Here is a 21763-nt window from a genome sequence, read left to right as displayed (position 1 = left end):
ACGCCCATGTACTACGATTTCTTCGGCTTCACAGAACCGCCGTTCTCCATCGCGCCTGATCCCCGTTATCTGTATCTGAGCGAACGCCACAAAGAGGCGCTTGCGCACCTCATGTACGGCGTACAGGGGCAGGGCGGTTTCATCGTGATTACCGGAGAAGTCGGTACCGGTAAAACCACGGTGAGTCGGTGTTTTATCGAAAACGCGCCGCTCCACGTGGACATAGCCCTGGTACTGAATCCCCGGCTGTCTGCCCGGGAACTGCTTTCCGCTATTTGTGACGAGCTGGAAATTGTTCATCCGGCCGGTGCCAGCATTAAACAGCTGGTTGATCTGATTAACAGGGACTTGCTGAAGGCGCACGCGGCAGGGCGTCACAAGGTTCTGATCATTGACGAAGCGCAGAATCTCTCCGCCGATGTACTCGAACAATTGCGCCTGTTAACCAATCTTGAAACGGCTGAGAAAAAACTGCTGCAAATTGTATTGCTGGGCCAGCCAGAGTTACAGCAGATGCTAGCCCTTCCGAAACTTCGGCAATTAAACCAGCGAGTAACCGCCCGCTACCATTTGCACGCTATCGGCGGTAACGAACTGCCGGCCTATCTGAGCTATCGGCTAGGTGTGGCAGGTATGCGGGGAGAGGTGTTCTCGCCAGCCGCTATTCGGAAGCTTTATCGCTTGAGCAACGGCATACCCCGGCTGATCAACCTGATCAGCGATCGCGCGCTGCTGGGTGCCTACGCCGAAAACGAACACGAAGTGAGACCTGCCCACATACGCCAGGCGGCGAAGGAAGTTGGCGGCAGCAGCAATTCAGGGCCAAAAACAGCAAGGGTTGGACGCCGGCGGAATCTTCCCGGTGTTCTGTTGCTCGGCGCCTCGCTGTTGTTGGCCATGGTTAGCGCATTGTGGCTGTATCAGCAGTGGTCAGGGTCCGAAGCGATCGCCCGAACGACAACGGGCGCCGGTTCTGAAGACCTGGCATCACTCCAAACACAGGCAGGAGACGCACCTGTGGAGCAGAGCGGCACCATTCAGCGTGAACGTGAGAGTGACATTGAAAGCCCCGCGAATACCGCACTCAAAAGCCCACCTTTCAGTTTCGCCAAGCAGGCGCTGAACGTATCGGATGCATTCCGCGAACTGTTTGGTATCTGGGGCGTGGAATACAATCCTCAGGCTTTCCCGATTGCCTGCGACTTTGCTCGCGCATCCGGTTTCGGCTGCCTTGAACGCGAGGGCAGCCGTCGAAGCCTGACGTTTCTGGACAGGCCAGCCATGCTGATGCTTCAGGATGATGCGGGCAATCAGGGCTATGTTGTGCTGCGAGAGCTTGATGGGGATAGTGCGCAGATTATTCTGCCTGAAGGGCCGGTTCAGGTGTCTTTTTCCAGCCTGGAGCCTTTCTGGTTTGGTGGGTATCGGCTGCTGTGGCAACTTCCTGATTACGTTCTTAGCCAGGCAGGGACCGGCGATGCTGCCGGTGAAGAGATCTGGATTGGAGCGCGCATGATGGAGCTTGCAGACAGCCACGGCGAGTCGACCGCCGAAAGCGCGAGAATCAAGCGCCTGTCTGCCAAAGAGCAAGTGCGTTGGTATCAGGCGTTACGGGGCTTGACGGTGGACGGCATTGCAGGGGCCATGACGGTCATCCAGATCAATAACGATCTGAAGGCAAATGTTCCGAGACTGGCAGGCGCAAAGTCCGGGGAGAAGGGATAGATTATGTCCTACATTCTTGATGCCCTCAGAAAGTCGGAAACAGAACGGCGCCAGGGCAAGGTTCCGGATCTCGGTCAGCAGGTTCAGCTGATTCATCGCGCGAAAAAACGGCGGATTTCTCCGGTGGTTTGGGTCGCGCTGGCGTTATTAGTGAACGCCGGAGTACTGGCGGTTGTATTCTGGCCGCAGCGCTCGCCCATGGTGCCTGTTGAGCAAACGGTTCAAAGCGTTGCGCCTGAAATTGCGCTCCCGGGCCCGGCAGTGACCCCCGAAACGGAGGCGACGGTTGTTTCTCAGCCCAAGGCCGAACGGCAGCCAGAACCCGAACCCGAACCAGAACTGATGGAAGAGCAGATTGCAGAGCCCGTGCGCGAACGCCCCACTATTATTACGCCATCGTTACGCCAGGAGCGGCGAGTACCCGCCTTGCGTCAGGATGAGCCAAGAGCCAGAGTGCCGCACCTGGTTGAGTTACCCCTTTCATTTCAGAAGAGTATTCCGGACCTGATGTTTAACAGCCATATCTACTCCACCGATCCGTATGCCAGTCGGGTGATGATTAACGGTCACTACCTTCGCCTTGGGGATTCCTTCTCCGGCATTACGGTTGAAGAGGTGACCAAAGACGGCGTTGTGCTCAGCAAACAGGGCAGAACCTTCCGTGTGGGTATTGTCCGGGACTGGATGAGCCCGCGCTGATGGCATTGACCGAAGACATCAAACAGCAGATTCAGCAGGGTTACCGCGACGTATTGGCCGGTAAAGACGTGCGTGCCCGTTATGGCCAGCGCCTTATGATTGCCGAAATTGCGAAGTACATGGGCGAAATCACCGAAAACGACGGCCAGCGCACCTCGCCGCCGGCTGCCTGCGTGGTGGAAGCCGGAACGGGCACGGGTAAAACCCTGGCCTACCTGATTGCCGCCATTCCGGTCGCTCGGGCTCTGGGTAAAACCCTGGTGATTTCAACGGCCACCGTAGCACTGCAAGATCAGATTGTTCTGAAAGACCTGCCAGATCTGAAAAAGCACAGCAAAATGAACTTTACCTGGACGCTCGCCAAAGGCCGTGGGCGTTACCTGTGCATGTCTCGCCTTGAATCACGGCTGCATGATGAAGGCAACGGCGACAGCGACACCATGCCGCTGTTCCTTCTGGACAATCACGGCACCGAAGAACCAGGCACCCGGGCGTTTTTTGAGGAGATGCTGGCAAGCTACGGCTCCCGCAAATGGGACGGAGACCGGGATCACTGGCCAGAGCAAATACCCGACGACGTATGGCGGCAAGTAACCACCGATCATCGCCAGTGCACCAATCGCCACTGTAGCTATTTTGACAGCTGTGCTTTTTTTGACGCTCGCAAGGATCTGGACGAAGTGGATATCGTGGTCGCGAATCACGATCTGGTTCTCGCAGACCTTGCCTTGGGCGGTGGCGCGATTTTGCCGGAACCGGAAAACGCCCTGTTCATATTTGATGAAGCCCATCACTTGCCAGACAAGGCACTGAATCATTTTGCCGCGTCTGTGCCGCTGAATTCGACCCGGCAGTGGCTTAAGCAGTTGTCCCAGGCGCTGGCCAAAATGCAGCCCTACTTGCCACCCGCTACTCAGGCCGCAAAAACCCTGGATCGCATCAGCACGGCCTCCCGCGATGTCGATCTTGTGTTGGCCCGGGTTTATGAAGAAGCCGAGCACAATACCGGCTGGGAGTTCAATGAGGAGCGCCGTTCCGCCCAGTGGCGATACCCCGAAGGCGAGCTGCCAGAAGGCTTGGCAGAGCTTGCCGCTGAAAGCCGCATTGCCACCGCGAATCTGGCGCGGCATCTCGGGGCGCTGGCAGACGAACTGCAGGGCGCCTTTGACGAGCGCAAACAGCATGAGATTGATCGTGATACCGCAGAAGCCTGGTATCCGGTTATCGGTGCGTTCCACAGCCGGGCCGAAGATCAGTTGCGGTTGTGGACAGCCTGGACAGAGAAAGTTGAACCGAGCGGCGCCAACAAAAGCCCACCTCCTGCCCGTTGGAGTGTGCGCCAACGCTGGGATCATGCGGAAGATATTACCTTGTTCAGCTCGCCGGTACTGGCAGACAACCTCCTGTATTCGCGGCTTTGGTCCCGTGCTTACGGTGCGGTGCTTACCAGTGCCACATTGACAGCGCTTGGCCGTTTTGACCGGCTTCAGGAACGCGCCGGGCTGCCGCAAGCGAGCCGCCTGCTGGTTGTTCCCAGTTCCTTTCGGTATGCAGAGATGGCCACTGTTGAAGTGCCGGCCATGGCGTGCATGCCCACCGATGACGGTTTTGCGGATGAACTGATCAAGCGCCTGCCTGGCGTCTGGGCCGGTGAAACCGCCACACTTGTGCTGTTCACCTCCCGCCGGCAGATGCACCAGGTACGCGACGCGTTGGCACCCGATCATCCGGATCTGATCATCACCCAGGATGACATGTCCAGGGGCGAGGTGTTGCGCCAGCATCGAAACCGGGTGGATGAGGGCAGGGCCAGCGTATTATTCGGAGTTGCCAGCTTCGCAGAAGGCATTGATCTGCCCGGTAAGTATTTACATCACGTGGTGATTACACGGCTGCCGTTTTCAGTGCCGGACGATCCGATCGAGGCCAGCCTCGCGGAATGGGTGAGCCAGCGCGGTGGCAATCCGTTTATGGAGATCACCGTGCCAGATGCCTCTATCAAACTGGTTCAGGCGGTTGGACGACTGCTGCGAACGGAAGAAGATACCGGAAGGGTTACCATTCTTGATCGCCGAATTGTCGCCAGGCGTTATGGCCAACTGTTGCTGGATGCGCTGCCGCCGTTTCGTCGAATTATTGAGCGCTAGGGCGACATTTTGGTCTAAACTGAGTCAAAGTGCTGGGCTATACCTTTAAAGAATGAAAAACAGGCGTAATATGCGTATTCTTGATGTTTCTTTGCAAGATCGTATGGGTATGCACCCCGCTGCAGGCCGGACATTCAGGGAGCGACAGAGCCAATGAAGTTACAACAGTTGCGTTATATCTGGGAAGTTGCGCACCACGATCTCAACGTATCGGCAACCGCCCAGAGCCTTTTTACGTCCCAGCCGGGTATTTCCAAACAGATACGCCTTCTTGAAGATGAGCTTGGGCTGGAAATTTTTGCCCGGAGTGGCAAGCACCTGACTCGCATTACCCCTGGCGGGGAGATTATTGTTCGCGAGGCCGGAGAGATTCTGCGCCGCACGGAAGGCATAAAAAAAATTGCCCAGGAGTTCAGTAACCAGCGCAAGGGCGACCTGAGTATTGCCACTACCCACACCCAGGCCCGCTACGCACTGCCGCCCATTATCAGCGGCTTTATCGAATCCTATCCGGACGTGTCGCTGCACATGCACCAAGGCACCCCGATGCAAATCTCCGAGATGGCGGCAAACGGCGCCGTTGATTTCGCCATTGCCACCGAAGCCATGGAGCTTTTCAGCGATCTGATCATGATGCCCTGTTACCGCTGGAACCGCGCGGTGATTGTGCCCAAGGATCACCCACTCGCGCAGCTGACCGAGTTAACGCTGGAAAAGCTGGCGGAGTATCCGTTGGTTACTTACGTGTTTGGTTTTACCGGTCGCTCACAGCTTGATGATGCGTTCAAGGCAAAAGGCCTGACGCCAAAAGTGGTGTTTACAGCAGCAGATGCGGACGTCATCAAAACGTACGTGCGGCTCGGGCTTGGCGTGGGGATCATTGCCAGCATGGCGTTTGATCCCAAAGCCGACACGGATCTTGTGGCGCTGGACGCCAGAAAACTGTTCCGCGCGAGCATTACGCGTATAGGCTTTCGTAAAGGCACCTTCCTGCGGGGGTACATGTACGAGTTTATCCAGCGTTTCGCGCCCCACCTGACGAAAGCGGCGGTTGACGAAGCCGTTGCTCACCAGAGCAATCGCAGCGAATTGGAAGCCTTGTTCAAAGACGTGGAGTTACCCACTTACTAAGCCCGGCTACCGAGCCGTCGCCAGGGGAATAGCCCACTTCCCGGCCCGTTTACTTATTGACGGGCAATCAGGTTGTCTGCGTGCAGGCCGCACTCTTTTTGCGTGGCCTCTTCCCACCACCAACGGCCCTCGCGTTCATGCTGCCCGGGCAAGATTGCGCGGGTGCAGGGCTGGCAACCAATGCTGACAAAGCCTTTTTCGTGGAGTGTGTTGTAGGGTGCTTCTGTCATTCGGATATAGTCCCAAACTTCTTTGGACGTCCAGTTGGCCAGTGGGTTGAATTTAACCAGCGTTTTACCGGGGCCAGAGAAGGTCGCATCTTCCTGCACAACGGGAACCTCGTTGCGGGTGCCCGGGCTTTGATCCTTGCGCTGTCCGGTAATCCAGGCGTCTACGTTTGCCAACTTGCGTTTGAGCGGGCTTACCTTGCGAACGCCACAACATTCGCTGTGGCCATCCTCATAAAAACTGAACAACCCCTTCCGGTTTACCAGATCCTGTACCTCATTCGAATCTGGAAACAGCACCTCAATGTCAATGCCATAGTGCTTACGGACGCGTTCAATAAATTCGTAGGTTTCCGGGTGCAGGCGGCCAGTGTCCAGCGTGAAAACCTTCAGATTGTCCGTAAGCTTGTGGGCCATTTCGATAAGCACCACGTCTTCGGCGCCACTGAAAGAAATGGCAATGTTGTCGTAGCGTTTGAGAGCCGCCTTAAGAATTGACCTCGGACTCTCGCCGCCTAGCTCATCCTGTAAATCACTAATATTAATCATAAAATCCCAATACCTGATGCGGGTTTTGACCAAGGTTAGCATTAAATGCTTAATTCCATGAAGGAATGACCGTCTATATGGTTATGCCTTAAAGCGAACGCGTGCGTTGAGAACCTTGTGGTTTTGTTGCTATTCTCTTTCACCCTGAAACACTGAATCTGGAGATTACTGTGGAACTGGCATGTCTTGACCTTGAAGGAGTATTGATCCCGGAAATCTGGATCGCGTTTGCGGAAAAAACCGGTATTGAAGAGCTCAAGGCCACTACCCGCGATATTCCGGATTACAACGTTCTGATGACGCAGCGCCTGAAACTGCTGGATCAGCACGGTTACGGTTTGCCGCAGATACAGGAAGTGATTGGTGAGCTCGATCCGCTCCCGGGCGCACGTGAGTTTCTTGACTGGCTGCGCGAACGCTTTCAGGTGGTGATTCTCTCCGACACCTTCTATGAATTTGCGATGCCTCTGATGAAGAAGCTGGGTTATCCGGCGCTGCTTTGTCATAAACTGGACGTCGCGCCTGACGGCCAGATCACGGATTATCTGCTGCGCCAGAGAGATCCCAAACGCCAGTCAGTGCGTGCGTTTCAGCTGCTGAACTATCGGGTTATTGCGGCGGGTGATTCGTACAACGACACCACCATGTTGGGGCAGGCAGAAGCCGGTATTTTGTTCCACGCGCCTCAGAATGTGATCGCCGAGTTCCCCCAGTATCCGGCAGTACAAGAGTTCGAGGATCTGAAACAGGAATTCCTGAAAGCGAGTTCTGTGCACAGCGTCTGAAATCAAGATGACAGCTCCGGGGCGACTGCCGGGGCGACTGTTAGTGGCCCCGGTTCAGATTGTCCAGAAAGTCCATCAGCGGTTTCACTTTGGTGAGCGTTTCCTGAAATTCGCTTTGTGGAACCGAGTCCGCAACAATCCCGCCGCCGCCCCAACAGCGAATCGTGCCGTTTTCGTCGCAGAGCAGGGTTCTGATGGCAATGTTGCTATCGAGAGTGTTATCCAGCCCTCTATAGAACACCGAGCCGCAATATGGGCCGCGCCAGTGGGGTTCAAGTTCCCGGATAATCTCCATGGCCCGGATTTTCGGCGCGCCTGTAATCGAGCCGCCTGGAAACGCATCAAACAACACCTGCATGGGGGACGCATCGGTCGCCAGCTCTGCGCGAATGTGGCTCACCAGGTGGTGCACATTCCGGTAGGACTCAAGCGCAAAAAGCGTTTCTACGGTAACCGAGCCTGCCGCGGCGTGAACGCTCAGGTCGTTGCGCAGCAAATCGACTATCATCAGATTTTCGGCCCGATCCTTCTCCGACGCTTCCAGTTCGGCGGCATACTGTGTGTCTTCCGATGGTGTAGTGCCTCTCGGGCGAGTGCCTTTAATCGGGCTGGTCTTTATGGTGCGATCACGAATTTCGAGAAAACGCTCCGGAGAAATGCACAACACGGTTGCGTTGCCGGTTTTCAGAAACGCGCTGTAAGGCGTGGGGTTCGCTTCCGTCAGCGCCTGAAACGCTACCCAGGGGTTTCCGGCATACCGGCCATGGAATTCCTGGGAAAGATTGGCCTGGTAACAATCGCCGGCGTTGATGTAGCGCTGAACGGCGCCTACGCCGGCGATAAATTCATTGGGGGGTTGTCGCGCCTTGAACGGTGTAACCATACGCCAATCGGTTGCCTTGCCGCCTGATTCAGCATCAAGCCAGCACCTAAGGCTTCGCCGCGTCTGTTCCGGGCACTCCGGGTGAATCCAGAGATAGTAGGTGTCCGTTGTGCGATTGTGGCTGGCGGTCCACAGGTAAAAGCCTGCGTTCATCAAAGCGGTTGCCGGTTCAGGACAGAGCCCACAAAGGCGCTTTTCTTTGACGTATCCAAATTCGTAACTCAGAAAGCCGATCCAGCCGCCTGTCAGAAAGTGTTGTTGGGGCTGCATCGGCACTTCGTAGCGGTGAACCAGGCTTTCCATGGTCGCGGCCAGAGCGCGCGTGTCCAGAACACTGCCATCTCCCTGGTTCACACATTCCGTGGCCATGGCACACGCTGAAAACCCGCTGAAAAAGCCACGACCATCGCCCGTTCCGACACTGCCGAGATAGGCAAAGTCTGGTTGGCTGGCCGCGTGGGCAAGCAAACGCTCATACTGGTGCCGGTTCAGGGGAGATGAAACAGGAAGTAGCAAATTAACTCCAGCAATTCGGGTAGTATGGTTGGATGAATATACGGGCCTCAGGGGCAAAATGAGCAGACTAATCCGAAGCCGTTTGCAACGTTGGATCAACCGTCGAATTCCGCGGTCTGACGTTCAGTTACTCACCCAGAGAAACCTGTTCATTTTGCCAACGACAGCCGGCGTGATGTTCGGGATGCTTTTGCTGATCATGCTGATTACCGGTATCAACTACCAGAACAGTCTGATTTATCTGGTCACATTTCTGCTTGGCGCTGTGTTCGTGGGCGCTATGCACCAGACTCACCGGAACCTTTCCGGTCTTGAGCTTACGCTGGTTCTGGCAGGTGAGGGGTTTGCCGGCGATGACATTCTTTTTCGGCTGCGAGCCACTGCCGGCAAAGACGAAGCCATAGCCCTCATACTCAGCGCCGACGATTTTTCGGTGCGGTTAGGCCATGTGCCGTCTGGCCAGTCAATGGATGTTAATGTGCCGGTGCCGTCCGCGTTCAGAGGTTATCTGCAGCCGGATCGTATCAGGATTGAAACCCGTTTTCCCTTCGGTTTGCTGAAAGCCTGGTCTTGGATGAGACCGGTTTCTGCCGGTGTGGTGTTTCCCCGACCCATTGTAGCGCCCGACGTAATCAGCACGCTGGTGAACGGCGAAGAAGCGGCCAGCTCTTGCTCTGTACAAGGCAACGATCACGCAGAGCTAAGGCCGTGGCGCGACGGTGATATGAGCCAGCGGGTGATGTGGAAGCGTTATGCCCGCAGTGGTCAGATGGTGGTCGCGCAATGGGAAGCCGATAAGGGAAGCCCGCAGTGGTTGGACTTTAACGCCTTTCCCGGAACTGACCATGAGTTACGGTTCAGTTATCTGTCGTGGCTCGTTATTGAGCGCGGCAAGAGTGGCGCAAGGTTTGGCCTGAATTTGCCCGGGCAAGTCATAGAACCCGATAGCGGCCAGGCTCACGCAACTCGCTGTTTGAGGTCTTTGGCAATGTGGGGTGAGGAAAAGCCGAGGGGCGCGTTGGCAGAGCCTCACGGCACACGCCGTAATGTGGATTCCACAAAGGCAGCAGCAAAAGCCGGAGCCGGATTGTGACGTTTTGGCGCCGTACTGCGAGTGAGCCCGACAAACAAGCCGACAGCCTGCCGTCGCTGGCGTTGCTTTGGTTGATCGCAAGCTTTGCGTTGCTTCTCACGCCTCAGCTTGATCGCCTTCCCATATGGCTGATCGTTGTGTGTATTTCGCTGGCAAGCTGGCGATGGCTGGCTCAGCAGGGCCATGTTCGTTTGCCGGGTCGCTGGCTGCGCACCGGCATTATGCTCGGTTTGGTTGCCGTTTATCTTATTCGGGTGCAAGGGAGCTTTACCGTTGATACGGCTGCCTCGTTCTTTGTGCTGGCGGTTGGCCTGAAGTGGCTTGAAACTCGCACGGTGCGCGACTTTTACGTGCTGTTTTATATTTTGGTGTATTTGGCCACCGTGAACTTTCTGTTTCATCAGGAGATTCACTGGGCATTGATGAACATCGGGGCGATCGCTTTACTGTTCATCGGGCTGCAGGTGCTCAATGCACCGGAATTGCCCGGGGGAATGAAGGCGGGTTGGCGCAGGTTGGGCATCATGTTGCTGAAAGTGTTGCCCATGGTAGTGCTGCTCTTTGTATTTTTCCCGCGCATGGCGCCGTTATGGAGTGTGCCGCTGGTATCCGGTGAGGCGCGTACCGGGATCAGCGAAACCATGCGGCCCGGGGATATATCCAGCTTGGCGCAAAGCAGTGAGAGGGCCTTCCGCGTGACGTTTGGCGGTGCGATGCCGGACTATCGGGACAGGTATTGGCGCGGCCTGATTCTGGACACCCTCGATGATGGAACCTGGCGCCAGAGTGGCTACGAAAGTGGCTACGAAAGAGGCTATGAGCCCGATCGAGCGCCTGGGCGCGTTGACGTGGATGGAGGCGTTGGCGAGTTGGCACCCCGCGAATACGACGTGCTGATGGAACCCACCGATCAGCGTTGGGCCTTTGCGCTCAAAGGTTCGGAGGCGGCATCGAGCAACGTTATCGAAGAATCGGACGATGTGTTTCGCTTCCGCCGACCGGCCGATAGCGCCGTGCGTTACCGACTTGCCCGTGAAGATACGGCTCAGCGCATTCCACCTGCAGCACTCAAGGCAGAGGATGCCAGGCGTTATCTGCAACTTCCGGCGGCGGGAAACCCCAGAGCCAGAGACCTCGCGGAGGAGCTTCGGCGCAAGTCGGATGATATGGGCGTGGTCCGCGCTTTGCTGACTCGGTTTCGGGAACAACCCTACTATTACACATTGCGCCCACCAAAAATGCCGGATAACGGTATCGACAGCTTGCTTTTCGACGAAAAACGCGGATTTTGTGCTCATTACGCCGGGGCGACGACCTTTGTGTTGCGCTCGGCGGGCATCCCCGCGCGGATTGTGGTTGGGTATCAGGGCGGCGAAAGTGGCGCAGGCGGCGAATACCTTATTGTCCGTCAGTACGACGCTCACGCGTGGGTTGAGGCCTGGATAGAAGGGCAGGGCTGGATTCGTATTGATCCCACAGCGGCCATTGCCCCCGACAGGATTGAATCGGGTTTGCGGGACGCCGTGGCCGACGAAGGTTCATTTCTTGAAAATAACTGGATGTCTGCCCAGCGATACGGTGATGTTGCCATCATTCAATGGGCAAGCCTCCAGCTTGATCGCGTTAACTATCAATGGCAGCGTTGGATTGTTGGCTACCAGGGCCAAAGCCAGCTGAATTTGATGTCCCGCCTATCCGGCGGATTTGGCATGCGGGAACTGGGCTATCTCACGGCGGGTATTATTGGCGTGGGCCTTCTGATCGCCGGTCTGATATCCGCGCTGCAGGCACGCGGGGGCGTGCGGCGAGATGGCCATGGGAAGGTGTTAGAGGCGTGGCACAACGTATGTGGCCGGGCCGGTGTGCCGGTCAGAAGCGGCGAAACCCCAGCCGCACTCGCGGCACGGCTAGCCGTTGCAGAGCCTGTTACCGCCGATTGTGCCAGGCTTTTTGCCCAGATGATCAACAGCCATTACTATAGGCCGCAATCCGCCCGTGACGATAACGACGATCTGAAGCGATTGCGTCGGTTGCTGGCCACCATGAAGCGGCAGCTCCGCAGAGCCGGTAAAATCCGGACCATCATGTTCTGGCCGGCAATGCTCCGGCCTGCAATGCTCCGGCCAAAGCCTCACTCAGGAAAACACCGTGACTGATATTGCCCTTGAAATGCCTTGGCTCAAGAACGCCTGGCAGATTGCCCAGAAGCGTTTTTCCGAAGGCCGGCTTCCCCATGCGTTGTTGTTGACCGGGGAATGTGGCGTTGGCAAAAGGGCCTGGGCGGATGCCGTTGCCGGTCTGCTGCTGTGCGCCAATCCCAATGGCAAGAGCGCTGATGAACCCGTTGCCTGTGGCCAGTGTCGCCAGTGTCAGTTGTTTGCTGCAGCGAGCCATCCGGATGTGCGGGTGGTTGCGCCCGAAAAGTCCCGAATGATAAAGATTGATCAGATACGATCGCTTTCGGCTTTTGCGGTGTCGTCGCCCCAGGTCGCTGCGCGCAAGATTGCCATCATCGACCGGGCCGACCAGCTCAACATCAACTCAGCCAATGCGCTTCTCAAAACCCTTGAAGAACCGGTATCGGACTTTGTGCTTCTGCTGTTACAGGAAAGTGGTCGCCCGGTATTACCGACCATTCGGTCGCGATGTCAGGTGTTGTCCTTATCTGTGCCTTCTGCGGATCAGGCAGGGCGATGGCTTGCGGCCAAAGTAGCCGAGCAGGAGAGTGAAAAGCGCCCCTCTGCAGAGCAGATGGCCAAGTCGCTGATGTTGGCAGGTAATTTTCCACGGCTGGCGCTTGAGTATGCGATGGGGGATTTCCCGGCGCTGCGGGACGAGGCCTTCGAGAAGTTTCGCCAATTCATGAAGGGCCAGGTTGCGGTGGCGGAGGCTGCCAAGGCGTTCAAGGCGCTTGGATTGGACGATATGCTCTGGTTGTTTGAAGGCTGGGCAGCCGATTTGGCGAGGCTGTGTGCCGGAGGTAACGCGAACGATCAGGAAGCGGGCGAAATGCTCGGTTTTCTGGCCGGTATAAATCCGGCGTGGCGCGCCCATGAGTTGCTCGACAGGGTTCGAGAGGCCCGGGCTGCAGGTGTTTACAACGTTAACCCCGAACTGGAAGCCAGCCGACTGCTGATTGCCTGGCGCGATTTGATGCCGGTGAAGCGCCGTGCATCCTAAGTGCGCTTTTGTTCAGAACAACTGCTATGATTTCGAATTATCAGGGATTTTTCTCCCTTTATTGACTAACACTCATCATTTTTAAAAAGGTGTCAGATATGGGGCCCGGATTTGGTGCACGCAGCGGCATTCTTACCCTGACGATCAAAGACAAAGCGGTTTTGTACGCCGCTTACATGCCGTACATCCGCCAGGGTGGTCTGTTCATACCCACCCAGAAGCAGTACCGGCTTGGCGATGAGGTTTTTCTGCTGCTGAACCTTATGGACGAACCAGAGAAAATACCCGTAGCGGGTAAGGTTATCTGGATCACGCCCAAGGGTGCTCAGGGCAACCGCGCGGCCGGTATAGGCGTACAATTCAACGGTGAAGATGAAAGTGCCAGAACCAAAATCGAGTCTTATCTTGCCGGTTCTCTGAGCTCTGATCGCCCAACGCATACGATGTGAGGTGCGTTCACTCATGACTGACACTGTCGCACCCTCAAACATTGCAGCATCCTCAAACGTCCGCGAATCACACGCCGACGCTTGCGAAGCCGAGTGGCCTCTTCAGCATATCACTCTGGCTGGTCTTGACTGGCCCGCTGAAAATGCCTCACGGGCAACGGGCCCTGCCATCATAATGCTGCATGGCTGGCTGGATAACAGTCTTACATTCACCAAGCTTGCGCCGGAACTGGCAACGTTGTCGTCTGTGCACGCAGTAGATATGGCCGGCCACGGGCATTCAGGGCACCGTCCGCCCGGGCAGAGTTATCAGTTGATGGATTACGTGGCGGATGTTGCCGAGCTGATAGAAAAACACCTATGTGGACCGGAACAGGACGGGCACGACGGCAAGATTGATATTGTGGGCCATTCTTTGGGGGGCATTATTGGTTCACTTTACGCCGCTGCGTTCCCTGAAAGGGTGCGAAAACTCGTGATGATCGACAGCCTCGGCGCGCTTAGTCGCCCGGTTAGCGAAACCATTGTGCAGTTGCGCAAGTCTGTTAAAAAGCGCCTCGCCGGTTCTGGCCGCTCTGCCATCTATCCCGATGTGGTCTCGGCGGCCAAAGTTCGCGAGGGCGGAATCAGCCCGCTCAGCCATGAAGCGGCGTTGATGCTGATCCCGCGCAATCTGAGGCCAGAGGGTAACGGCTACAGCTGGCGCACAGATTCCCGTTTGCGGCACCCGTCTCCGTTAATGATGACCGAAGAGCAAGTTGTTGCTTCTCTGGAGGCAATTGAGGCTCCGACTCTATTCCTGCGGGCCAAAGAAGGGCTGCTTGCCAGTCGCAAAGGGCTCGATAACCGTGCCGATGCGTTGCCAAATGTGCAGATAATTGACGTGCCCGGTGGACACCACTGTCATCTGGATGGCGATACCCGCCCGGTCACAGACGCGATCAAACATTTCCTTGAGAATGAGTAATATCTTGCCAAAGTTTGTTGTTTTTCGTTTTTTATGTGCGGCGTTATTATCGGCAGGTTCCGGCTACGCCAGTGCGGCGCTTCCCGGAGAGTTTCCGGAAGCCTTTGCGCAGTCAACGCTGGAAGTGACGGCCCCGATTAAATCTTTGGGGCATCTCGTGCTTTTCAGCCCGGTTCGTGAGGTTAACAACGAAATTCGTTCGGAAACCATGTCCCGTCTGCCGGTGAGCGGAGAAGGGCGGCTTTACCAGATATCCCAGGATGCCAATCGCCGGGAAGCTCGAGAACACTATCTGGGATTACTGCGGGATCGTGGCGCCAAAATTTTATTCGAGTGCTCAGGCATTCGCTGCGGGCGCAGCAACGTCTGGGCCAACCAGATTTTCAATCAGCAGGTTCTGTACGGGCGTGATGGTACCCAGGATTATCTGGTGGCCGGCCTGGTTGCAGACGACGGTAGCCGCTGGTTGACCTCGATATACACCGTAACCCGCGGAAACCTGAGAGAGTATGTCTGGATTGAGCATTTGCAGGTAGCGGCAGGTGCAACGATTCCAGGCTTGGGTACGCTGAACAACAGGATTTTCGGGCCCGTTGTGGTGCCCTGGCAGGGCGGCGTAACCTACCGTTTTGATTGGCAGGCCTCGGATCGGCGGAAGATTAATGATCTGGCCCGGGCTGAGGGCGCCACGGTTGTTCTTGTGGGTTACTCAGGGCTGGGTGCGGATGAGTCACTCAGCGATGCGATGGGTCGCGCCGGGCAGGCGGTTGAGTCGCTTTCCGAGGTGTTGGTCAAAACCGGTGTTTCCAAACAGCAGCAGGAATTGTTGATCGTGGGGCCATCTGTGGTTGTTCCCGATCCGGCCCGACAAGGCGACCGGGTTGAAGTAATGGTTATAACGAGGTAGCCGAGTGTCGCAAAATAATGTGCCGCAAAATAATGTGTCCAAAGTTCTGGACAGCTCCGATGTATCCAGCCCGAAGGCTAACGCCAGCGCTGACGATCAGGGTCTCAAGCGCAGGCGGCCAACCGTTGCTCTCACTCTGGGCAGCGGTGGCGCCCGCGGTTACGCCCACATCGGTGCCATCGAGATCCTGGCCGAGCGCGGTTACGACATTATCGCCATTTCCGGCTGCTCGATGGGCGCGCTGGTGGGGGGCATGTACGCGGCCGGTAAAATGCAGGATTACAAAGACTGGGTAACCGGCCTGGGTCAGTTTGATGTGCTCAAGTTGCTGGACCTGACCTTCAATTCAGTCGGTGCAATCCGGGGTGAAAAGATCTTTTCTGTGGTTCGCGAAATGCTGGGTGATACTCGTATCGAGAATCTGCCGTTGTCCTACACGGCTGTTGCCACGGACTTGCTGGCACACAAGGAAATCTGGTTTCAGGAAGGCCCGCTCGACCGGGCCATCCGCGCCTCCGTTGCTATTCCGAGTGTTGTAACGCCGCTGGTGTTAAACGGCCGTGTTCTGGTAGACGGCGCCTTGCTGAACCCACTGCCCATCGTTCCGACCATTTCAGCCCACGCGGATATCGTGGTCGCCGTGAACCTCAGCGGCGAGGACGACCGGCGCCAGAGAATACCGGATGCCGCGTTCCGCCACGATCAGGATGAGGTCAACAGCGGTGAGACCGATGAGTGGATGGATACGTTCCGCGATAAAGCCTCCCGTTGGTTTGACTGGGACACGCTAAAATCCCTGGGGGCCGGAAAACCAGACACGGAAAACACACCCGAAGACAAGATTTCGAAAGAAGTGCAGAAAAAAGAGCGTTACAAGCACAGCGATAAAAACCATCAGGAAGATCACGAAACGATTAATTGGGACAAGCTGGGTATCGGTAAATTCGATGTGATGAACCTGACCATCGAAACCATGCAGAGTGCTCTGGTTCAGTACAAGATTGCCGGCTACCCCCCGGATCTGCTGGTGAATATTCCCAAGAACGCCTCTCGGAGCTACGACTACCACAAGGCCCCTGAGCTTATTCAGCTAGGGCGTGAACGTATGGCCGCCGCTCTGGATCGTTTTGAAGAAAACCGGAACAGTTCCGGTCCTCTGGCAATTTGAGCTGACATAGCCCCAGGTTCGCCACGTGGCTGCAGAAATACCCTGAAACAGCGTATAATTAACCGCTTACCCCGACATGACAGGAAGCCGCGTTTGTGACCAGCCCGATTGATGATCTTCTAACCATTCGCGATTACCTTCGCTATGCGGCGTCGCAGTTCGCGGCCTCCGAGATATTCTTTGGTCATGGCACGGACAACGTATGGGATGAGGCCGTTCACCTGGTGATGCGAAGCCTGCATCTCCCGCTGGAAAATAATACTCAGTTTCTGGATGCGCGGCTTACTCGCGACGAGCGTGTGCTTATACTTGAACGTGTGGGGCGCCGTATTAATGAGCGTGTGCCTCTGGCCTACCTTCTTGGGGAAGCCTGGTTTATGGGCATGCCGTTTCACATTGACGAGCGTGTGCTGGTGCCGCGCTCACCGATAGGCGAGCTTATCGAAAACGGATTTCAACCCTGGCTCGGAGACAAGCCGGTTGAGAGGATTCTTGATCTGTGCACGGGCAGCGGCTGTATTGGCATAGGTGCCGCGTCTGTTTTTGAAGACGCCCGCGTGGATCTTTCCGATATATCACCGGAGGCGCTGGCGGTTGCTGAATCGAATATCGAGCTCCACGAGCTCCGCGACCGAGTTCGCACGGTACAATCGGATGTGTTCGAAAACATCATCGGGCGGTACGATATTATCGTCAGTAATCCGCCCTACGTTGATGCGGAAGATCTGTCAGATATGCCCCGGGAATTCCACCATGAACCAGCGCTTGGCCTGGCGGCCGGTAATGACGGTCTTGATATTGCGCATCGGATAATTGCCGGCGCCGCAGAGCATCTTTCGCCGAAGGGTTTGCTTGTGGTTGAAGTGGGCAATAGCTGGGTGGCTCTGGATGAGGCTTACCCGGACTTGCCCATGACCTGGCTGGAATTCAGCAACGGCGGCGACGGTGTCTTTGCAATTTCCGAGCAGGATCTTCGTCAGTGGCAGAGCAGACATTAAACCACTTTCTAATAATACCTTAACAAGATATTGAATTATGTCAGGAAACACATTTGGAAAATTGTTCACCGTTACCACCTTCGGTGAGAGCCATGGAGCAGCGTTAGGCTGCATTATTGATGGGTGCCCGCCGGGTCTTGAGCTTTGTGAAGCGGACATGCAAGCGGATCTGGATCGCCGCAAGCCGGGCACGTCGCGGTATACCACGCAGCGTCGTGAGGCCGATGAAGTTCGCATTCTCTCAGGCGTGTTCGAAGGCAAAACCACCGGCACGCCCATTGGGCTGATGATCGAAAATACCGATCAGCGCTCCAAGGACTACTCCAAAATTTCCGAGCAGTTCCGCCCGGCGCACGCCGATTACACCTACATGCACAAATACGGCGTGCGGGATTATCGGGGCGGCGGCCGTTCCTCGGCTCGCGAGACCGCAATGCGGGTAGCGGCTGGCGCCGTCGCCCGGAAGTTTCTGCAGCAGCGTCTGGGCATTCGTATTCGTGGGTATTTGTCTGAGCTTGGACCGATTCGTGCGGAGACGTTGGACTGGGATCAGGTGCATCAGAATCCGTTTTTCTGTCCCGACGCCGCCAAGGTGCCAGAAATGGAGGCTTACATGGAGGCCCTTCGTAAAGAAGGCGACTCGATTGGCGCCAGAATCAACGTGGTGGCAGAAGGCGTTCCGCCGGGGCTGGGTGAGCCGGTTTTTGATCGTCTGGATGCGGATCTGGCCCACGGGTTGATGAGTATCAACGCGGTTAAGGGGGTGGAGATTGGTGCCGGCTTCGGTTGCATCGCCCAAAAGGGTACGGCGCATCGGGATGAGATGACACCGGAAGGTTTTCTGTCTAACCACGCAGGTGGCGTTCTGGGGGGCATTTCGTCGGGCCAGCCGATTTTGGCGAGCATTGCATTGAAGCCCACTTCCAGCCTGCGCTTGCCGGGCCGCAGCATTGATGTAAAGGGCAATCCGGTGGAGGTTATCACCACGGGTCGGCATGATCCCTGTGTGGGTATCCGGGCAACGCCGATTGCGGAGGCTATGATGGCGATTGTGTTGATGGACCATTATTTGCGCCATCGTGGCCAGAACGGCGATGTTACGGTTTCAACGCCGGATATCGGGCAGCTTTAATCCAGCCAGAACTCACTCTGAACCTCCTTCTTCTTCCTGAACAATCGCCAGGAGCGCCTTTGCGGCGTTGCCTGGCTGCCTGCCGGCCAGCCCTATAGCACCAAGTGCCCGGGTAACCCGGTTCCCGACAGGCATACCTTGCGCCAAAACACCGTCGAGTACTTTCAAGCTTCCGTCAACCATGCGCAGCGGTAGCACGCTCCAACCCAGGCCAACGCCGGTCATGACTTTCAAGGTCTCCAGATAATTGGTTGGCATTTGCGGGTGCAGAATCAGGTTTTCTTCCAGAAACAGGCGACTGACCATGCGATACGTGGAAGTTGAGGTGTCGGGCAGCAAGGCCGGGTGGTTTGCCAGGTCAGACAGATTCGGCTTCTCGAGGCGGGCCAGCGGATGATCTGCCCCCGCAACAAAAACCATCGGGTCTGACCAATGGGCGAATACGCTAAAGCTCGGAGCCATGCTGTCGCTCAGGGTGACAAAGGCCAGTTCGGCGTTGCGTTTGTGCATCTGCTCATAAGCCGCATCGGATTCCATAAATTGCAGGTTGATGGCTACCTGCGGGTATTCCCGCTTGAACCGGCGCAGCCAGTTGGGCAGGTGATGAAGGCCTATGTGGTGGCTGGCAATAATCTGTAATTCGCCTTCGATCAAGGCCGAGTCCGGCGACAGCGCAACGCGGGCGTTGTGGATTTCATCGAGTATCTTGCGGGCGTGGGGAAGTAGCCTGGCGCCCGAGTCGGTTACGCGCATTTGCCGGTGGCTGCGATCAACCAACGTTGTGCCGAGCTGGTTCTCAAGGGCAGCGAGGCGTTTACTGATCGCCGGCTGGGACAGGTGCAGTTGCTCTGCGGCCTCCGAAAATGAACCTTGATCAACGATACTAAGAAAAGCTTTAAGGGCGTTCGAGTCCACGATCTGTCTACCTGATTGGCTTGGGCGCGAAAAGATTATCGCATAACCGAATGGAATGCGATGAATGAAAAACATGAATTGCAGTTATCTTCAGGCGAGCGGTATCATGGATAAATAGCTTAAAAAACGGCACCTCCACAGAGGGAGAGAGAAACATGGCGGGTAAGACTTTATACGACAAGTTGTGGAACGACCATCTGGTCAAACAGCGGGACGACGGTTCTGCACTGATTTACATTGATCGCCATTTACTGCACGAAGTAACGTCTCCCCAGGCTTTTGAGGGACTGCGCCTTGCAAAGCGTAAGCCTTGGCGCATCGATGCCAATCTGGCCACGCCAGACCACAACGTACCGACGACGGATCGCGCAAAAGGCATTGACGGTATCGTAGATCCGGTTTCCCGCATTCAGGTAGAAACGCTCGACAAAAATTGTGATGAGTTCGGAATACTTGAATTCAAGATCAAGGATCTGCGCCAGGGCATAGTGCATGTTATCGGGCCTGAACAGGGCGCCACACTGCCGGGTATGACCATTGTCTGCGGTGATTCCCACACATCAACCCACGGCGCGTTCGGATGCCTCGCCCACGGTATAGGCACATCGGAGGTTGAACATGTGCTGGCCACCCAGTGTCTGGTGCAGCAAAAAATGAAGAACATGCTGGTCAAAGTAAACGGCGAACTTGGCAAGGGCGTCACCGGCAAAGACGTTGTGCTGGCGATTATCGGCAAGATCGGTACGGCCGGTGGAACCGGTCATGCGATTGAGTTTGGCGGTCCGGTTATTCAGAACCTGAGCATGGAAGGCCGAATGACCATCTGTAACATGGCGATCGAAGCAGGTGCGCGGGTTGGCATGGTGGCCGTCGACGGTACCACTATCGATTATGTGAAAGATCGGCCGTTTTCGCCCAAGGGTGGAACCTGGGACGCCGCCGTTAAACACTGGCGCACGCTGCACAGCGATTTGGATGCAACGTTTGACAAGGTGGTTGAGCTCGACGGGGCCAATATTATGCCTCAGGTAAGCTGGGGAACGTCGCCGGAAATGGTGGCCGATGTGACCGGCAACGTGCCGGATCCGGCGAAAGAAGAAGATCCGATCAAGCGCGAAGGCATTGAGCGGGCACTGAAATACATGGGGTTGCAAGCCAACCAGGCGATCACCGATATCAAGCTGGACAGGGTGTTTATCGGCTCTTGCACCAACAGCCGTATTGAAGATTTGAGGGAAGCGGCGATTGTCGTCAAGGGTCGCAAAGTAGCTGGTAGCCTTAAACAGGCAATGGTAGTGCCGGGTTCCGGTCTGGTGAAAGCGCAGGCTGAGGCAGAGGGCCTGGATCGGATCTTTATTGAAGCTGGCCTTGAGTGGCGCGATCCCGGCTGTTCCATGTGTCTGGCCATGAACGCGGACAAGCTCGGGCAGGGCGAACACTGCGCTTCTACGTCCAATCGCAACTTTGAAGGGCGGCAGGGTTTCGGTGGGCGTACCCACCTGGTGAGCCCCACTATGGCGGCCGCTGCGGCTATCGCCGGTCATTTCGTTGACGTTCGCGAACTGCTGAACTGAGCCACAGGAGAGAACTGAACCATGCGCGCACTTACACAACACCAGGGCCTTGTAGCCCCCATGGACCGTGCCAATGTGGATACGGACATGATTATCCCCAAGCAGTTTCTGAAATCCATCAAGCGCACGGGTTTTGGCCCGAACCTGTTTGATGAACTGCGCTATCTGGATGAAGGCAAACCGGATGAAGACAGCTCGCAGCGCCCGCTGAATCCGGATTTTGTACTTAATCAGCCCCGTTATAAAAACGCCAGTGTGCTGTTGGCCCGCCGCAATTTCGGATGTGGCTCCAGCCGTGAACATGCACCCTGGGCACTTGATGATTACGGTTTCCGGGTTATTATCGCTCCGAGCTTTGCAGATATATTTTACAATAACTGCTTTAAAAATGGCCTGTTACCGATTGTTCTGGAAGAGAAAATTGTTGACCAATTATTTCAGGATGCCGAAGCGTCGGAAGCTTATGAGCTAACGGTAGATCTGGATGCACAAACCGTGGTGACGCCGTCTGGTGACTCTTTCGGGTTCGAAGTGGATGACTTCCGTCGCCACTGCCTGCTCAACGGTCTCGATGATATTGGTGTCACTCTGGAAGATGCCGGAGTCATCAAAATCTACGAAGACCAGCGGCGGCAGACCGCACCCTGGTTGTTTGACGCAGGCCAATAGAACGGCGCGCTCATGCGCCATCTTATTGAAAATCAAAGTTTTGGAAACT

19 protein-coding genes are annotated in these 21763 nt (G+C 56.1%); 16 read left to right on the top strand and 3 right to left on the bottom strand.

The window, feature by feature from the left end; genetic code table 11:
• The first annotated feature begins 6 nt into the window (after positions 1 to 6).
• From ENI00_RS09905 to cysB, 4 genes are all read left to right on the top strand, one after another.
• Positions 7 to 1725: an ExeA family protein gene (locus tag ENI00_RS09905; RefSeq protein WP_304101647.1), complete on the top strand. Its 1719-nt coding sequence runs from the start codon at positions 7 to 9 to the stop codon at positions 1723 to 1725.
• Positions 1726 to 1728: 3 nt separating this feature from the next.
• A complete protein-coding gene (locus tag ENI00_RS09900; protein WP_304101646.1) occupies positions 1729 to 2424 on the top strand; it encodes a general secretion pathway protein GspB in 696 nt (231 codons plus the stop codon).
• Positions 2424 to 4571: an ATP-dependent DNA helicase DinG gene (dinG, locus tag ENI00_RS09895; protein WP_304101645.1), complete on the top strand. Its 2148-nt coding sequence runs from the start codon at positions 2424 to 2426 to the stop codon at positions 4569 to 4571. Before ENI00_RS09900 ends, dinG begins: the two co-directional genes overlap by 1 nt.
• A 153-nt stretch (positions 4572 to 4724) precedes the next feature.
• Positions 4725 to 5702, top strand: coding sequence for an HTH-type transcriptional regulator CysB (cysB, locus tag ENI00_RS09890; RefSeq protein WP_304101644.1), 978 nt, complete (start codon positions 4725 to 4727; stop codon positions 5700 to 5702).
• Between the two features lie 53 nt (positions 5703 to 5755).
• Here cysB and ENI00_RS09885 read toward each other — a convergent pair whose 3' ends face one another.
• Positions 5756 to 6478, bottom strand: coding sequence for a phosphoadenylyl-sulfate reductase (locus ENI00_RS09885; protein WP_304101643.1), 723 nt, complete (start codon positions 6476 to 6478; stop codon positions 5756 to 5758).
• Between the two features lie 170 nt (positions 6479 to 6648).
• Here ENI00_RS09885 and thrH point away from each other — a divergent pair, with 170 nt between their 5' ends.
• Positions 6649 to 7263 (top strand): bifunctional phosphoserine phosphatase/homoserine phosphotransferase ThrH, encoded by a 615-nt coding sequence (gene thrH, locus ENI00_RS09880; protein WP_304101642.1) that lies wholly within the window; start codon positions 6649 to 6651, stop codon positions 7261 to 7263.
• Positions 7264 to 7303: 40 nt separating this feature from the next.
• On the opposite strand, the gene pabB is transcribed toward thrH, so the two are convergent.
• A complete protein-coding gene (gene pabB / locus ENI00_RS09875) occupies positions 7304 to 8662 on the bottom strand; it encodes an aminodeoxychorismate synthase component I (RefSeq protein ID WP_304101641.1) in 1359 nt (452 codons plus the stop codon).
• 58 nt (positions 8663 to 8720) lie between these two features.
• On the opposite strand from pabB, the gene ENI00_RS09870 reads away from it, so the two are divergent.
• The 9 genes from ENI00_RS09870 to aroC all read left to right on the top strand — a co-directional run bounded on the left by ENI00_RS09870 (position 8721) and on the right by aroC (position 18556).
• Complete coding sequence (locus ENI00_RS09870) at positions 8721 to 9755, top strand: DUF58 domain-containing protein (protein ID WP_304101640.1); 1035 nt, start codon at positions 8721 to 8723, stop codon at positions 9753 to 9755.
• A complete protein-coding gene (locus ENI00_RS09865; RefSeq protein WP_304101639.1) occupies positions 9752 to 11911 on the top strand; it encodes a DUF3488 and transglutaminase-like domain-containing protein in 2160 nt (719 codons plus the stop codon). Before ENI00_RS09870 ends, ENI00_RS09865 begins: the two co-directional genes overlap by 4 nt.
• Positions 11904 to 12935: a DNA polymerase III subunit delta' gene (holB, locus tag ENI00_RS09860; RefSeq protein WP_304101638.1), complete on the top strand. Its 1032-nt coding sequence runs from the start codon at positions 11904 to 11906 to the stop codon at positions 12933 to 12935. The genes ENI00_RS09865 and holB overlap by 8 nt, the downstream gene beginning before the upstream one ends.
• Before the next feature lie 98 nt (positions 12936 to 13033).
• Entirely contained in the window at positions 13034 to 13384 is a 351-nt protein-coding gene (locus ENI00_RS09855) for a PilZ domain-containing protein (RefSeq protein WP_304101637.1), read from the top strand.
• Positions 13385 to 13397: 13 nt separating this feature from the next.
• Positions 13398 to 14351 carry an alpha/beta fold hydrolase gene (locus ENI00_RS09850; RefSeq protein ID WP_304101636.1) on the top strand — a complete coding sequence of 318 codons (954 nt, stop codon included), beginning with the start codon at positions 13398 to 13400 and terminating at the stop codon, positions 14349 to 14351.
• Positions 14352 to 14355: 4 nt separating this feature from the next.
• Positions 14356 to 15258 carry a DUF4892 domain-containing protein gene (locus ENI00_RS09845; protein ID WP_304101635.1) on the top strand — a complete coding sequence of 301 codons (903 nt, stop codon included), beginning with the start codon at positions 14356 to 14358 and terminating at the stop codon, positions 15256 to 15258.
• A 4-nt stretch (positions 15259 to 15262) separates the two neighbouring features.
• Positions 15263 to 16426, top strand: coding sequence for a patatin-like phospholipase family protein (locus tag ENI00_RS09840; protein WP_304101634.1), 1164 nt, complete (start codon positions 15263 to 15265; stop codon positions 16424 to 16426).
• A gap of 95 nt (positions 16427 to 16521) precedes the next feature.
• Entirely contained in the window at positions 16522 to 17424 is a 903-nt protein-coding gene (gene prmB / locus ENI00_RS09835; protein ID WP_304101633.1) for a 50S ribosomal protein L3 N(5)-glutamine methyltransferase, read from the top strand.
• A 37-nt stretch (positions 17425 to 17461) separates the two neighbouring features.
• Positions 17462 to 18556, top strand: a complete 1095-nt coding sequence (gene aroC / locus ENI00_RS09830; RefSeq protein WP_304101632.1) for a chorismate synthase — start codon at positions 17462 to 17464, stop codon at positions 18554 to 18556.
• Positions 18557 to 18568: 12 nt separating this feature from the next.
• On the opposite strand, the gene ENI00_RS09825 is transcribed toward aroC, so the two are convergent.
• Positions 18569 to 19471, bottom strand: coding sequence for a LysR family transcriptional regulator (locus ENI00_RS09825; RefSeq protein ID WP_304101631.1), 903 nt, complete (start codon positions 19469 to 19471; stop codon positions 18569 to 18571).
• A 155-nt stretch (positions 19472 to 19626) separates the two neighbouring features.
• On the opposite strand from ENI00_RS09825, the gene leuC reads away from it, so the two are divergent.
• The gene (leuC, locus tag ENI00_RS09820; protein WP_304101630.1) at positions 19627 to 21045 is read left to right on the top strand and encodes a 3-isopropylmalate dehydratase large subunit; all 1419 of its coding nucleotides are present in this window, start codon (positions 19627 to 19629) and stop codon (positions 21043 to 21045) included.
• 21 nt (positions 21046 to 21066) lie between these two features.
• Positions 21067 to 21714: a 3-isopropylmalate dehydratase small subunit gene (leuD, locus tag ENI00_RS09815; RefSeq protein WP_304101629.1), complete on the top strand. Its 648-nt coding sequence runs from the start codon at positions 21067 to 21069 to the stop codon at positions 21712 to 21714.
• The last annotated feature ends 49 nt before the right edge of the window (positions 21715 to 21763 follow it).

It is taken from the genome of Marinobacter antarcticus, from assembly GCF_011049865.1.
GTDB lineage: Bacteria > Pseudomonadota > Gammaproteobacteria > Pseudomonadales > Oleiphilaceae > Marinobacter > Marinobacter antarcticus_A.
Note: the sequence above shows the minus strand (reverse complement) of the source record. Positions and strands in the feature narration are given on the sequence as shown.